Consider the following 12122-nt stretch of genomic DNA (forward strand, 5'->3'; position numbering starts at 1 on the left):
CCCAGGGCCTGAAGACCTTGGCCGACAAGGCCTACCACGCCGCCGGCACCGGCATCCTGACCCCGGTCAAGAAAACCACCGGCCGACCGCCGCTCACCCTCGACCAGCAGAGCTTCAGCCTGCTCCACACCCGGCTGCGCTGCCTCGGCGAACGCGCCGCCGCAATGCTCAAAACCCGCTGGGCAGCCCTGCGACACGTCACCCTCTGCCCGAAACGCATCGGCCACATCACCCAAGCAGCCCTCGTCCTCACCCACCACGAACACCACGGACGCTACTGAGAAAACCTCATTGGGTGCATCCGACGCACTCAACGCCCCATTGGGGCGCTTGCCACCATAGGCAGCCAGGCCGGCGACCGCTCTAACCGGCGGGAACACTCACGACTCGAGATCTCCGGGCAGCAGATGGGGGACCTCGCTCCGGCGGCGCAATGCGAGGTGCATCATCGCGCGGCCGCCGAGTTCGAGGTCGTCATCGAGCGCCTTCAAAGCCGACTCGCCGCCGACGCGGAGTTGGCCGACGAGATGCCGGTGCGTCGCCGCCAGGTGCTCCGCCGAGGACTCGGCCCGGATGGTCGCGAGCATGCAGTTCAGTTCGTTCGCACAGGCCCGGTGCGCGGCGACCACACGAGGGTTTCCGCTGGCCGCCACGATTTCCGTGTGCACCGCGCTGTGCGCCTCGATCACGTGCCGCCACGGCGTTTCGGCGGTCATCGATTCGAGGCGCCGCACGGCCTCGTCGACGGCGTCGAAGTCCGCGTTCTGGAGGAGCGCCAGGCGCAGCGCGCCCAGTTCCAGGATCGACCGGTACGAGCACATCGCGTCGATGCGGTCGGCGGTCACCGCGGGCACGACGATTCCCTTGTTGCGCTGGTGTTCGAGAAGCCCCTCGGACACCAGCGTCTGCAGCCCGGACCGCACCGAATGCCGTCCGGCGCCGAACCTCGCGCTCAGCGATTCCTCGGTGAGCCGCGTCCCGGGTTCGAGGACGCCGTCCAGGAGGTCGTCGCGGAGGGCTTGCGCGATGCCGCCTGGCGTACTGCCTGCCTGATCGCGCACGTCGCCACTCGTTTCAGCAGAACTTCCCACAGCCACTGCCGATCTTAGCCGAGCCCACCGTCAAATCCGGGCGGGCAGGCGAAGGGAGGCGTGTTCCGCGTTGATCTCGTCGGTGCGCACGACGCCGAGAAGCCGCAGCGTTCGCGTGTACTCCGCGCGGAGGATCTCGATCGCGCGCTCGACGCCTTGCTCGCCCGCCGCCATCAGGCCGTACAGGTAAGCCCGGCCCACCATCGCCGCCGACGCGCCCAGTGCCCGCGCGGCGACCAGGTCGGCACCGGTCCGGACGCCGGTGTCGAGGATGATCTCGCAGTCGCCCCCGACCGCATCGACGACGCGCGGCAGCAGTTCCAGCGGGGTCGGCGCGCGGTCGAGCTGGCGGCCGCCGTGGTTCGAGAGCACGAGCGCGTCGACGCCGGAACCGGCCATCTCCTTGGCGTCCGCGACGCTCTGGATTCCCTTGACGATCAGCTTTCCCGGCCACAATTCGCGCAGCCACCGCAGGTCGTCGACGGTCAGGGACGGGTCGAACATCGTGCCGATCAGCTCTTCGACCGTGCCGTCGAAGTTGCTGAGCGCGGCGAACTGCAGCGGTTCGGTCGTCAGCAGGTTCATCCACCAGGACGGCCGCACGGCGATCCCGGCGAGCGTGCGGACGGTCAGCGTGGGCGGGATGGTCAGTCCATTGCGGACGTCGCGCATCCGCGCCCCGCCGATCGGGGTGTCGACGGTCAGGACGAGCGCTTCGTACCCGGCCCGCGCCGCGCGGTCGATCAGCGCTTCGCTCGCGGCGCGGTCTTTCCAGAGGTAGAGCTGGAACCACTGCCGCGCGGACGGCGCGCACGCCCGGACGTCTTCGAGATCGGTGGTGCCCATCGTCGAGAGCACGTACGGGATTCCGGCGCGAGCGGCCGCGCGGGCGACGGCGATCTCGCCCTCGTGGTGCATCATGCGCGTGAAACCGGTGGGCGCGAGCACGAGCGGCAGAGCCGACTGTCCACCGAGGACGGACGTCGACGCGTCTACCTCGGTGACGTCCTGCAGCACGCGCGGATGCAACTCGACGTTCTCGAACGCCCGCCGCGCCCGGCCGATGCTGATCTCCTGCTCCGCCGCGCCGTCGACGTAGTCGAAAACCGGACGGGGAGTGCGGCGGCGCGCGATCGTGCGCAGGTCGCCGATGGTGTGCGCGCTGGCGAGGCGGCGCTCGCGGACGTCGAACCTCGGCTGCCGGAACTTGAGCAGCGGGCGGATCTCCGACGGCCGGGGCAGCCGCCGCTTGATCGGCCGCCGGGGCAGGTGCTCGGGTTCGAACGTGGTCATCCGCTGCCTCCTGGCCGCCGAGAAATCGGTACACAATGCGTGAGACGCAAAAGACTTACTGCGCCGCCATTTCCGGAACTTGTGGGCACGGCGAGTCAAGCATGGTCCCGTCATGATCGCAAGGATTGTGACACAATCTGCTCAGCGGTGCGCGGCCTCCAGCGCGCCGAGAGTGTCCAGATCGTGCTCGAGCGCGTGCCGGGCCAGTGCGGTCCGGTTCGGACAGTCGAGCTTCACCAGCGACGACTCGACGTGGCTGCGCACCGTCCGGATCGCGATCCCGAGCCCCGTCGAGATCCGCTCGTTCGACCATCCGCGCGCCACCAGCCCGACCACGTCCAGCTCCCGGCCGGTCAACGGCCCGGGCTCGGGCACGCGGGAGATCCGCAGCAGCACGCCGTCCGGCCGACGCACTCGCGCCAGCACTCGCCACCAGACACCGTCCGCGTCACGGTGGCGGAATCCGGTCCGCTCGGTCAACGCACACTGCGCGGCGAGCCGGAACTCGCGCTCGCTGAGCGGCAGCTGATCCACAGCGGCAGCGCGCACTTCGATCTGAGTCCGCGAGACGAGCAGTACGACGTCGGCCGCGGACTCGCCCGGTTCGGCGCCGGGGTCGGCCAGCGCGGCGAAATCGTGCGACAACATCGTGAGCGCGAGGACGGATCCGTCGTCCAGCGGGCGGTCGTGCGTCGAACTCAGCGCTACGAAACTCCGCTCCGGACCAGTGCCCGGCGCGAGCGGCAGCGTGACGCCCTCGCGGAAACCGTAGGGCTGAATGCCTTCCCGGTACGTCCTTGTCTCGTGGACCTCCGGGATGTCAACGAAACGCAGCGGCAGACCCAACCGGGCCGCGCGCGAGTGGATCGGGCATTTCCACCGGTAGGTCGTGGTCAGGTAGCCGAGCATGTCCGCCGGGTAGCCGAGGTTGACCGTCGCGGTGCGCTGTTTGCTGCCGCTCACCAACGCGACGCAGGCGAAACCGAGTTTGTCCCGCACCGCGCGGAGCGGGGTTTCGACGGGCAGTTCGCCGCGCCCCGCCGCGCGCACTTCCCGAGCGAGCCGAGCCCACCACTGCACATCCGCGGCCATGTTCCGAACCTCCGCTGCCGGACGGAGCATGAACGCCCGCCGTCCGGAATGTCAACGGGGCGCACATCGGCGGCGCGGGCGGAACGGCTTTTAGGCCGATGCGACGACCAACGCCCGCTCGTACCGTTCCGGATCCCGGCTGAAGGAGACTCGATGAACCTCGACGAATACGCCGCCCTCGACGCGACCGCGCTCGCCGCGGCAATCGCCTCCGGCGAGGTGACTGCCGAGGAGGTCGCCGCGCTGGCGGTCGAGGCCGTCGGCAAGGTGAATCCGGAGCTGAACGCGGTCGCCGACGGCCCGTTCGAGCGTCCGCTCGACTACTCGCCGGACGGCCGGTTCGCCGGGGTTCCCTTCGCGATCAAGGACCTCGTCCTGCACGCCGCCGGAGTGCCGACCCGGATGGGCACGCGGCTGCTCGGCAAGGGCGTCGTGCCGCCGGAGGACACGCACCTGATGGAGCGGTTCCGCGCGGCGGGCCTGGCGACGCTGGCCGTCACGACCACGCCGGAGCTGGGGTTCAACGGCAATTCCGAAGCGCTGGCCTACGGTTCGACGCGCAATCCGTGGAACACCGGGCACAGCGCCGGCGGATCCAGCGGCGGTTCGGCGGCGCTCGTCGCGGCCGGGGCGCTCCCGATCGCGCACGCCAACGACGGCGGCGGGTCGATCCGCGTGCCCGCCGCCTGCAACGGCCTGGTCGGGCTGAAACCGTCGCGCGGCCGGGTGCCCGCCGGGCCGGACTTCGCCGATCCGTTGTATGGCATGGGCGTCGAACTCGCGGTCTCCCGGACCGTCCGGGACACCGCGGCGCTGCTCGACGAGGTCGCGGTGAGCTATCCGGGCGACCCGTACGTTCTGGCGCCGCCCGCGCGCCCGTGGCTGGACGAAGTCGGCGCCGATCCGGGTCGGCTCAGGATCGCGGTGCACACCGAATCCTGGGCGGGCAGCTACGTCGACCCGGAGGTGGCGAGCGCCGTCGAGGCAGCCGCTGAGGTGCTCGAAGCAGCGGGCCACCACGTCGAACGCGCGACGCCGGTCTTCGAGTGGGAGCCGTTCCTGCATGCGAATCACGTGCTGTGGTGCGGATTCCTGGCCGGTGCGGTCGCCGGGATCGAAGAAATGACCGGGGTCGCGGCCAGCCCGGAGAACCTCGAACGCACCTCGTGGGCGTGCGTCGAGTACGGCCGCTCGGTCAGCGGAATGGAACTGACGGCGGCGCTGGGCGCGATGAACGTCGTTTCCCGTGCGGCAGGACGGTTCTTCACCGGATACGACCTGCTGCTGACCCCGACGACGAACACCCCGGCGCTGCCGCTGGGCCGCCTCGACGCGAACGCCGATCTCGCTGCCGCCGATTGGACCAGGCAGCTGTTCGACGCCTGCACGTTCACGCCGTTGTTCAACCAGACCGGCGCGCCCGCGATCAGCCTTCCGCTCGGGCAGTCCTCGCGGGGGCTGCCGATCGGTGTCCAGCTGGGCGGTCCGGTCTGTTCGGAATCGCTGCTGCTGCGGGTCGCGGCGTTCCTGGAAGAGGCGATGCCGTGGGCGGACCGGCGGCCCGCGGTGCACGCCGCCGGGTGACTCACTGGGCCCGGCAGGTCCGGAGGTAGCTGAGGAACGAGGACTGCAGGCCAGTCACGTGCGTTTCGCGCAGGACCGCGGTGGTGACGTTTCCGCCGCGCGCCTTGAGGCGGTGCAGGAAGGTCGCCGTGTGCTTCGCGAGGCTTTGGTACACGGCGAGGTCTCCGAACAGCTCCTGGTCGTTGACCGTCACGTGCAGCTTGGCGGCAGGCAAACTGTCGCCGAGCTCGGCAAGCTGGGCGAAAACCTGACTGTCCTCGCCGATGACGCCAGGGCTGCCCGCTCCGATGCTCTCGAAGAGCGGGCAGCCGCTGAGCCAGGCGTAGAGGCTGAAGAGCCCGCCGTAGGAATAGCCGAAGAGGCCGTGGCCGCTCGGGGCGGCGTGGTAGGCGCGTTCGATCCGCGGGTGCAGTTCGTCGGCGAGGAAGGCCAGGAACGCGTCGGCGCGGCTGTCGCGCAGTTCGGCGAGGTAGGCGTCGGCTTCCTCTCGGGTCATCCTGCCCGTTTGGACGCCCATCTCCACAGCATCGACGAACTCCGGGGCGATGGGTTCGCCGGGAGGAACGAGATCCCGGTTGCGCAGCCGCGTCCAGTCCTGCGCTTCCTCGCCCGCGTAGCCGACGCTGACCTGGAGGTAAGGCTGGATCTGCTGCATCGGATCCGCCTGGGTGACGATGAGCGGAGCCGTCATGCCCACGGCCCAGTTGCCGTCGAGCACGTACACGACCGGCACCCGCGTCTTGGTGTGGTCGTAGCCCGGCGGCGTGGTGACCCAGATGCCGTAGGTGTGCCCGCTGCGGGACCGCATTTCGAAGTAGTCGGTGTCGGCGAGGCAGCCTTGCCACAGAGTGCTCATCGGAGGTCCTTTACGACGCGTCCGGCTTGGACGACGACAACGGCGTTCGCGGGGTCGGCGAACAGGTTCGGATTTTCGAGCGGGTTTCCGTTCCACAACACGAGATCTGCCTGCAGGCCGGGCGCGATGACCCCCGCCTCGCCGGACAGGCCCAGGATCTCGGCGTTGGTCTTCGTGGCCGCGACGAGAGCTTCCATCGGCGTCTCCAGGTCTGCGCGCAACGTCAGCTCTTCCCCTCGGCGGTCCTGAGCCGGACCGATGAGATCAGATCCGAGCCCGATCCGCACCTCGGCTTCCTTGGCCGCGGCGAGCGCCTCGGCCATCCGCTCGCGAACGCCGAGCGCCCGATCGCGGATCGACTCGCCGAGACCGGCTTCGGCGGTGTCGCGCAGCAGGTGCTCGACGACGGCGAAAGTGGGCACCAGGGCAACGTCGTGGGCGGCCATCAGGGCGGCCGTGGACTCGTCGATGTCGGTGCCGTGCTCGACACAGCGCACCCCGGCCTCGACCGCGTTCCGGATGCCTTCGTTGTTGTGGGCGTGCACCGTGACGTAAGTGCCCCGGGCCGCGGCTTCCTGGACGGCGACGGCGATTTCTTCCACGGTGAACTGGGTGTCGGTCAGCTTGTCGTGCGCGCTGACCACGCCGCCGGTCACGCAGAGCTTCAGGAAGGACGCCCCGCGACGGAAGGCCTCGCGCACGTTGCCACGCAGCTCGTTCGCGTTGCCCGACATCATCGACAGGGCGGCCAGACCGGGAATGTGATGGCCGTTCCACAGTTCGGTGGGCTCCCATTCGGCGCCGTAGTAGCCGTGCCCGCCGGTCTGGCACTGGACCGGTCCGCACGACAGCACGCGCGGACCCCGGACCTTGCCCTTGGCGATCGTCGTGACCACGCCGCCGTCGATCCCGCCCGTGTCGCGGACGGTCGTGAATCCCGCGTCAAGGGTGGCGCTGGCGGTGGCGAAGATGTCCGCCGCGATCTCGGCGGCGCTGAGCTGGAACGAGAACTGCGGCTGGATCGGGCTCGACAGGCCCAGGTGAACGTGGGCGTCGATCAGGCCGGGCGTCATGGTCAGCCCGGTGGCGTCGAAGCGTTCGCCGGAGCCGCCGGGCTCGGTGATCAGCCCGTCCTCGACGGCGACGGTGACGTCCTCGGGATCACGACCCGATCCGTCGAGGACTGTCGCGCCGACTATCTGAAAACGTCCCACGAGCCGTTCCCTCCGCCGTTGCCGCTTTCTTTTCCAATGGATAAACTGTGCGAGTGAGCCTGTCAAGCACGGAAGGCAGAGGCGACGCCCGCGAACGTCTCCTGGCCCGGCTTCTCGATGCCTTCGACGGGACACTTCCGTCGCCGGAGGTGTCGCTTCGGGAGGTCGCCGCCAGGGCCGAGACCAGCCACGCCCTGCTGCGCTACCACTTCGGGTCGCTCCCGGGCGTCTTGGCGGTCATGCTCGGGGAGCAGCGGTCCCGGGACAACGAGGAGCTTTTCAAGACTGCCCGGCAGGGCACATTCGAGGATCTCGTCGTGGCGATCTGGCGGACCTACACGCGCCCGGAGCAGCTGTCGCGGGTGCGCGGGTTCTTTCACGTCACCGGGCTGGCCGCGTACCGGCCGGAGGACTTCCGCGAGTTCATCGATTCGCTCGACGACCTGACCAAGATGCTGGCCTCGCTCGCGGAACGCGAAGGGCTCGCCGCCGAGGAGGCGCTGACCAGGGCCGCTGTCACCGTCGCCGCGATGCGCGGGCTGCTCTTGCAGGAGGTCCTGACTCCCGGGGCTTATTCGGAGGAGGCCCTTGCCCTGATCCTGCGCCTGGGCAACGGGAAGTCCTGATCAGGTTTCGGAGACGGTCCGGGACAACGCCAGCGCCACCGTCCGGACCGCGGGCGCGACCCGTTCGGTCCGCATCCGGGTCGCCCATCCGGAGATCGACACCGCGGCCACGGCGAGCCCGTTCGCGTCGACGAGCGGGCTCGCCGCGCACACCACGCCCACCCCGGATTCCTCGCGCTCGAACGCAATTCCTTCTTCCCGGATGCGCGCCAGCTGCCGCCGCAGCAGCCCGGGCGCGGTGATCGTTCGAGGGCTGACCCGGGGGAGTCCGGCATCGATCACCCGGGTCACGACGTCGTCGGGGGAGCAGGACAGAATCGCCTTCCCGACGCCAGTCGCGTGCGCGGGAAACCGTCCTCCGGTCCGCGAAGGCAGATCCGGCGCGTCCGGCCCGCGCAGCACATCGAGGTAGACCACCTCGGTGCCTTCCAGCACCGCGAGATGCACCGTGTTCCGCGTGGCCTCCCGCAGATCCGCCAGGTACGGCCGAGCCGCTTCCACCAGGCCGCGGCGGCGCACCGCGAGCTGGCCGATCTCGAACAGCCGCAGCCCGAGCCGGACTGAGGTGCCGTCGCGTTCCAGCAGGCCGGTCTCAGCCAGATGCCCGGCCAGGCGGTGCACGGTCGTCTTCGCGAGGCCGGTCCGGCGGGCCAGTTCGGAGACGCCCAGTGCGTCGTCGCCGGGGCGGAAGGCTTCCAGCACGGCGGCGACGCGCGCGGTCACGAGCCCGTCGCCGTTCCGTCCAGTGGTACGCATGGGTTGAGTGTGCCCCATCCCGGCGAGCACCGTGGCGGCATGGCGGAACGCAAGGTGACGGCCGCGATCGTCGGCCCGGGCAACATCGGTACGGATTTGCTGGCAAAACTCCAGCGCAGCGAGCACGTGGAAGTGCGTTACATGGTGGGCGTCGACCCGGCGTCGGACGGGCTCGCCCGCGCCGCGAAGCTCGGGCTCGAGACGTCCGCCGAGGGCGTCGACTGGCTGCTGTCGCGCGCGGAACTGCCGGAGCTGGTGTTCGAGTCGACGTCGGCGAAGGCCCACAAAGCGAACGCGCCGCGGTACGCCGAGGCCGGCATCCGCGCGATCGACCTGACGCCCGCCGCGATCGGCCCGCTCACGTGCCCGGCGGTGAACCCGCCCGACCAGCTGACCGACCGCAACGTCAACATGATCACCTGCGGCGGCCAGGCGACCATCCCGATCGTGCACGCGGTTTCGCGGGTGACGCCGGTGTCGTACGCGGAGATCGTCGCGTCGGTGTCCTCGCGGTCGGCGGGTCCCGGCACGCGCGCGAACATCGACGAGTTCACCGAGACCACGTCGCACGCGATCGAGAAGGTCGGCGGCGCGGACAAGGGCCGCGCGATCATCATCATCAACCCGATGGACCCGCCGATGATCATGCGCGACACGGTGTTCTGCGCGGTCGACCCGGACGCCGACTTCGACGCGATCAGCGAATCCGTGCACCGCATGGTGAAAGACGTCCAGCAGTACGTGCCGGGCTACACGCTCAAGGCCGACCCGCAGTTCGACCCGCCGCGGCCGGACTGGAGCGGCAAGGCCCGCGTGGGCGTCTTCCTTGAGGTCGCGGGCAACGGCGACTACCTGCCCAAGTACGCGGGCAACCTCGACATCATGACCGCCGCCGCCGCGCGCGTCGGCGATCTCTTCGCCGCTCAGGAGGTGGCCGCGTGAACAACACCGACGTCCGGCTGGTCGACACCACTCTGCGCGACGGCAGCCACGCCATGGCGCACCAGTTCACCGAAAAGCAGGTCCGCGATACCGTCCGCGCGCTCGACGACGCGGGCGTCTCGCTGATCGAGGTGACCCACGGCGACGGCCTCGGCGGCTCGACCTTCAACTACGGCTTTTCCTTGGTGGACGAGCGAAAGCTCATCGCCGCCGCGGTCGACGAGGCGAAGCAGGCGAAGATCGCCGTGCTCCTGCTGCCCGGTCTCGGCACGGTCACCGACCTGCGCGCGGCGGCCGACCTCGGCGCGGGCGCGGTGCGGATCGCGACCCACTGCACCGAGGCCGACGTGTCCATCCAGCACTTCGGCGCGGCCCGCGATCTCGGCCTCGAAACCGTCGGATTCCTGATGCTGTCGCACATGTCGACGCCCGACGACCTGGCGAAGCAGGCCCGGATCATGGTCGACGCGGGCTGTCAGTGCGTGTACGTCGTGGACTCCGCGGGCGCACTGATCCTGGACGACGCCTCGGAACGCGTCGCCGCTCTCGTCGCGGAACTCGGCGACGAAGCTCAGGTCGGCTACCACGGGCACCAGAACCTGAGCTTCGGCGTCGCCAACTCGGTGCTCGCTTATCGCGCGGGGGCCCGGCAGATCGACGGTTCGCTGGCCGCGCTCGGCGCCGGTGCGGGCAACTCGCCGACGGAGGTCCTCGCGGCCACCTTCGAGCGGCTCGGCATCAAAACCGGCGTGGACAAAGACGTTCTGATGGAAGCCGCGGAGAACGTCGTGAAGAAGTACCTGACCCGGCTGCCGGTGATGGACCGGTCGTCGATCATCCAGGGCTACGCCGGCGTGTACTCGAGCTTCCTGCTGCACGCCGAACGCGCGGCCGAGCGCTACGGCGTCCCGGCGCACGAAATCCTGTACAAGGTCGGCGAAGAACGCTACGTCGGCGGCCAGGAGGACATGATCATCGACATCGCGCTGCGGCTGCGCGACGAGCGGGCAGCCGCTCAGTGAGCCCCCGAGTCGAAAGCGTCCGCGCCGAGCACGAGCTTCACGCAGTGCTCGACGAGACGCTCGCGGCTCACCTTCAACGTGCCGTCGAGGTAAGCGATGAACACGTTGCTGAGCGCGCCGACGAGACCGATCGCCACGAGCTGGCGACCGGTTTCGTCGCCGCGCGACAGCTGTTCGCCGACGAGCGTGGCGAACGCCGGGAGGAGGTGCAGCCCGCGGCTGGTCAGCGCGGGATCGGTCAGCGGCGCGAGCAGCAGCACCCGGCCCTTGCGCGGGTCGTCCAGCACGAGTTCCACGAACGCCGTGACCGCGCGTCCGGCCCGGCGGCCCGGATCGGCTTCGCCGGAAACGGCGTCGGCGAGCGCTTGCCGGGCTTGGTCCCCGACGTCCTCGTAAACAGCGGCGACCAGGCTCTCCCGGTCGGCGAAGCTTTCGTAGAAGTACCGCTCGGTCAGCTTCGCGGACCGGCACACCGCGCGGACGCTCACCGCCGCGCTGCCGTGGCTGCCGAGCAGGTCGAGCCCGGCGGCCAGCAGCTGCGCGCGGCGCTGGGCCTTGCGGTCGTCCAGCGTCGTGCCCGCCCACGTGCGGCCCGGCATACCCGCTCCCGTCCCGAGTTGACCACAGATGTTGTCACATCCTAACCTGACAACAGCTGTAGTCACTTCGCCGACCCGCCGAGGAGCCGCGATGAGCAGGGAAGCACCTGAGCCGCTGGGGCCGGACTCGCTGACCTGGAAGTACTTCGGCGACTGGCGCGGGCTGCTGATCGCGCTGTGGGCGGGGTCGATGCAGAACATGCACCCGGGACTCGGCGCGGGCGTCGAGGAGCATTCGCGGTTTTTCGAGGAACGGTGGCAGCGGCTCTTCCGCTCGCTGTACCCGATCGGCGGGGTGGTCTACGACGGCCCGCTCGCGTACCGCACGGCGCTGGAAGTGCGCGGCTACCACGACCGCATCAAGGGCGTGGACAAGAAGGGCCGCCGCTACCACGCGCTCGACCCGGACACGTATTACTGGGCGCATTCGACGTTCTTCGTCAGCACCATCCTGATCGCCGACAATTTCATGGGCGGCATCGGCGAGGAGGAAAAGCGCACGCTGTTCGACGAGCACGTGCGCTGGTGGCGGATGTACGACATGACGATGCGGCCGGTGCCGGAATCGTGGGAGGACTTCCAGCGGTACTGGAAGCACATGTGCACCGAGGTACTGGAAGACAACAAGGCCACCCGCGATGTCCTCGACCTCGACGGCATCGCGAAACCGCCGTTCCTGCCTTGGCTGCCGGATCCACTGTGGACGCCGGTCTCGAAGATCATCGCCAAACAGTTCGTGTGGCTGACTGTCGGCCTGTACGACCCGGAAGTGCGCGATCTGCTCGGCTTTCGCTGGTCCGCACGGGACGCCCGGCGGCACCGCCGCGTCGGCAAGCTGATCAACGCGGCGTTCGCGCTGCTTCCGCACGATCGCCGCTACCATCCGCGGGCACGGGCGGGCTGGCGGCGCGCCCGCGGCGCACTGGCCCCGGGGACGCCGCCGGTCGAAACCCCGCGCCGCAATCTTCCCCCGCTCGCCGAGCGCGGGAAACCGGAGCACTACTCGCCGGACGTGCCGTGAGGGGAACCCTGAGGGAATCAGAGTCC

General features: G+C 69.7%; 13 protein-coding genes. 6 read left to right on the forward strand and 7 right to left on the reverse strand.

All coding sequences use genetic code 11. The annotated features are described in order from the left end of the window. Positions 1–281 (forward strand): transposase family protein (locus ACFORO_RS23815; RefSeq protein ID WP_377896630.1); only part of this gene is annotated, 281 nt, incomplete at its 5' end. Between the two features lie 99 nt (positions 282–380). On the opposite strand, the gene ACFORO_RS23820 is transcribed toward ACFORO_RS23815, so the two are convergent. The 3 genes from ACFORO_RS23820 to ACFORO_RS23830 all read right to left on the reverse strand — a co-directional run bounded on the left by ACFORO_RS23820 (position 381) and on the right by ACFORO_RS23830 (position 3476). Then, on the reverse strand, positions 381–1061 hold the full coding sequence (locus ACFORO_RS23820; RefSeq protein ID WP_377875181.1) for a GntR family transcriptional regulator: 681 nt from the start codon (positions 1059–1061) through the stop codon (positions 381–383). 60 nt (positions 1062–1121) lie between these two features. Continuing rightward, entirely contained in the window at positions 1122–2384 is a 1263-nt protein-coding gene (locus ACFORO_RS23825) for an alpha-hydroxy acid oxidase (protein ID WP_377875184.1), read from the reverse strand. A gap of 141 nt (positions 2385–2525) precedes the next feature. Then, entirely contained in the window at positions 2526–3476 is a 951-nt protein-coding gene (locus tag ACFORO_RS23830; protein WP_377875186.1) for a response regulator transcription factor, read from the reverse strand. A 153-nt stretch (positions 3477–3629) separates the two neighbouring features. Here ACFORO_RS23830 and ACFORO_RS23835 point away from each other — a divergent pair, with 153 nt between their 5' ends. Further along, positions 3630–5060, forward strand: a complete 1431-nt coding sequence (locus ACFORO_RS23835) for an amidase (RefSeq protein WP_377875188.1) — start codon at positions 3630–3632, stop codon at positions 5058–5060. Position 5061: 1 nt separating this feature from the next. Here the strand turns inward: ACFORO_RS23835 and ACFORO_RS23840 are convergent, their stop codons facing one another. Beyond that, positions 5062–5916: an alpha/beta hydrolase gene (locus ACFORO_RS23840; RefSeq protein ID WP_377875190.1), complete on the reverse strand. Its 855-nt coding sequence runs from the start codon at positions 5914–5916 to the stop codon at positions 5062–5064. Continuing rightward, positions 5913–7130 (reverse strand): metal-dependent hydrolase family protein, encoded by a 1218-nt coding sequence (locus tag ACFORO_RS23845; RefSeq protein WP_377875193.1) that lies wholly within the window; start codon positions 7128–7130, stop codon positions 5913–5915. Before ACFORO_RS23845 ends, ACFORO_RS23840 begins: the two co-directional genes overlap by 4 nt. A 53-nt stretch (positions 7131–7183) precedes the next feature. On the opposite strand from ACFORO_RS23845, the gene ACFORO_RS23850 reads away from it, so the two are divergent. Further along, positions 7184–7756, forward strand: a complete 573-nt coding sequence (locus tag ACFORO_RS23850; RefSeq protein WP_377875195.1) for a TetR/AcrR family transcriptional regulator — start codon at positions 7184–7186, stop codon at positions 7754–7756. Here ACFORO_RS23850 and ACFORO_RS23855 read toward each other — a convergent pair whose 3' ends face one another. Beyond that, positions 7757–8512: an IclR family transcriptional regulator gene (locus ACFORO_RS23855; RefSeq protein WP_377875197.1), complete on the reverse strand. Its 756-nt coding sequence runs from the start codon at positions 8510–8512 to the stop codon at positions 7757–7759. A gap of 39 nt (positions 8513–8551) precedes the next feature. On the opposite strand from ACFORO_RS23855, the gene ACFORO_RS23860 reads away from it, so the two are divergent. Together ACFORO_RS23860 and dmpG are read left to right on the forward strand one after the other, a co-directional pair. Beyond that, entirely contained in the window at positions 8552–9454 is a 903-nt protein-coding gene (locus ACFORO_RS23860; RefSeq protein WP_377875199.1) for an acetaldehyde dehydrogenase (acetylating), read from the forward strand. Beyond that, a complete protein-coding gene (gene dmpG, locus ACFORO_RS23865; RefSeq protein WP_377875202.1) occupies positions 9451–10476 on the forward strand; it encodes a 4-hydroxy-2-oxovalerate aldolase in 1026 nt (341 codons plus the stop codon). Before ACFORO_RS23860 ends, dmpG begins: the two co-directional genes overlap by 4 nt. Here the strand turns inward: dmpG and ACFORO_RS23870 are convergent. Next, on the reverse strand, positions 10470–11075 hold the full coding sequence (locus ACFORO_RS23870) for a TetR/AcrR family transcriptional regulator (RefSeq protein WP_377875204.1): 606 nt from the start codon (positions 11073–11075) through the stop codon (positions 10470–10472). The two genes, dmpG and ACFORO_RS23870, sit on opposite strands and share 7 nt — an antisense overlap. Positions 11076–11166: 91 nt before the next feature. On the opposite strand from ACFORO_RS23870, the gene ACFORO_RS23875 reads away from it, so the two are divergent. After that, on the forward strand, positions 11167–12096 hold the full coding sequence (locus tag ACFORO_RS23875; RefSeq protein ID WP_377875206.1) for an oxygenase MpaB family protein: 930 nt from the start codon (positions 11167–11169) through the stop codon (positions 12094–12096). Positions 12097–12122: the final 26 nt, after the last annotated feature.

The organism is Amycolatopsis halotolerans (genome assembly GCF_042647905.1).
Classification (GTDB): domain Bacteria; phylum Actinomycetota; class Actinomycetes; order Mycobacteriales; family Pseudonocardiaceae; genus Amycolatopsis; species Amycolatopsis halotolerans.

Coding starts and splice junctions, on each gene's coding strand:
- ACFORO_RS23855 (WP_377875197.1), bottom strand. CDS start 8,512: ATGCGTACCACTGGACGGAACGGCGACGGGCTCGTGACCGCGCGCGTC.
- ACFORO_RS23875 (WP_377875206.1), top strand. CDS start 11,167: ATGAGCAGGGAAGCACCTGAGCCGCTGGGGCCGGACTCGCTGACCTGG.
- ACFORO_RS23860 (WP_377875199.1), top strand. CDS start 8,552: ATGGCGGAACGCAAGGTGACGGCCGCGATCGTCGGCCCGGGCAACATC.
- ACFORO_RS23835 (WP_377875188.1), top strand. CDS start 3,630: ATGAACCTCGACGAATACGCCGCCCTCGACGCGACCGCGCTCGCCGCG.
- ACFORO_RS23870 (WP_377875204.1), bottom strand. CDS start 11,075: ATGCCGGGCCGCACGTGGGCGGGCACGACGCTGGACGACCGCAAGGCC.
- ACFORO_RS23840 (WP_377875190.1), bottom strand. CDS start 5,916: ATGAGCACTCTGTGGCAAGGCTGCCTCGCCGACACCGACTACTTCGAA.
- ACFORO_RS23830 (WP_377875186.1), bottom strand. CDS start 3,476: ATGGCCGCGGATGTGCAGTGGTGGGCTCGGCTCGCTCGGGAAGTGCGC.
- ACFORO_RS23825 (WP_377875184.1), bottom strand. CDS start 2,384: ATGACCACGTTCGAACCCGAGCACCTGCCCCGGCGGCCGATCAAGCGG.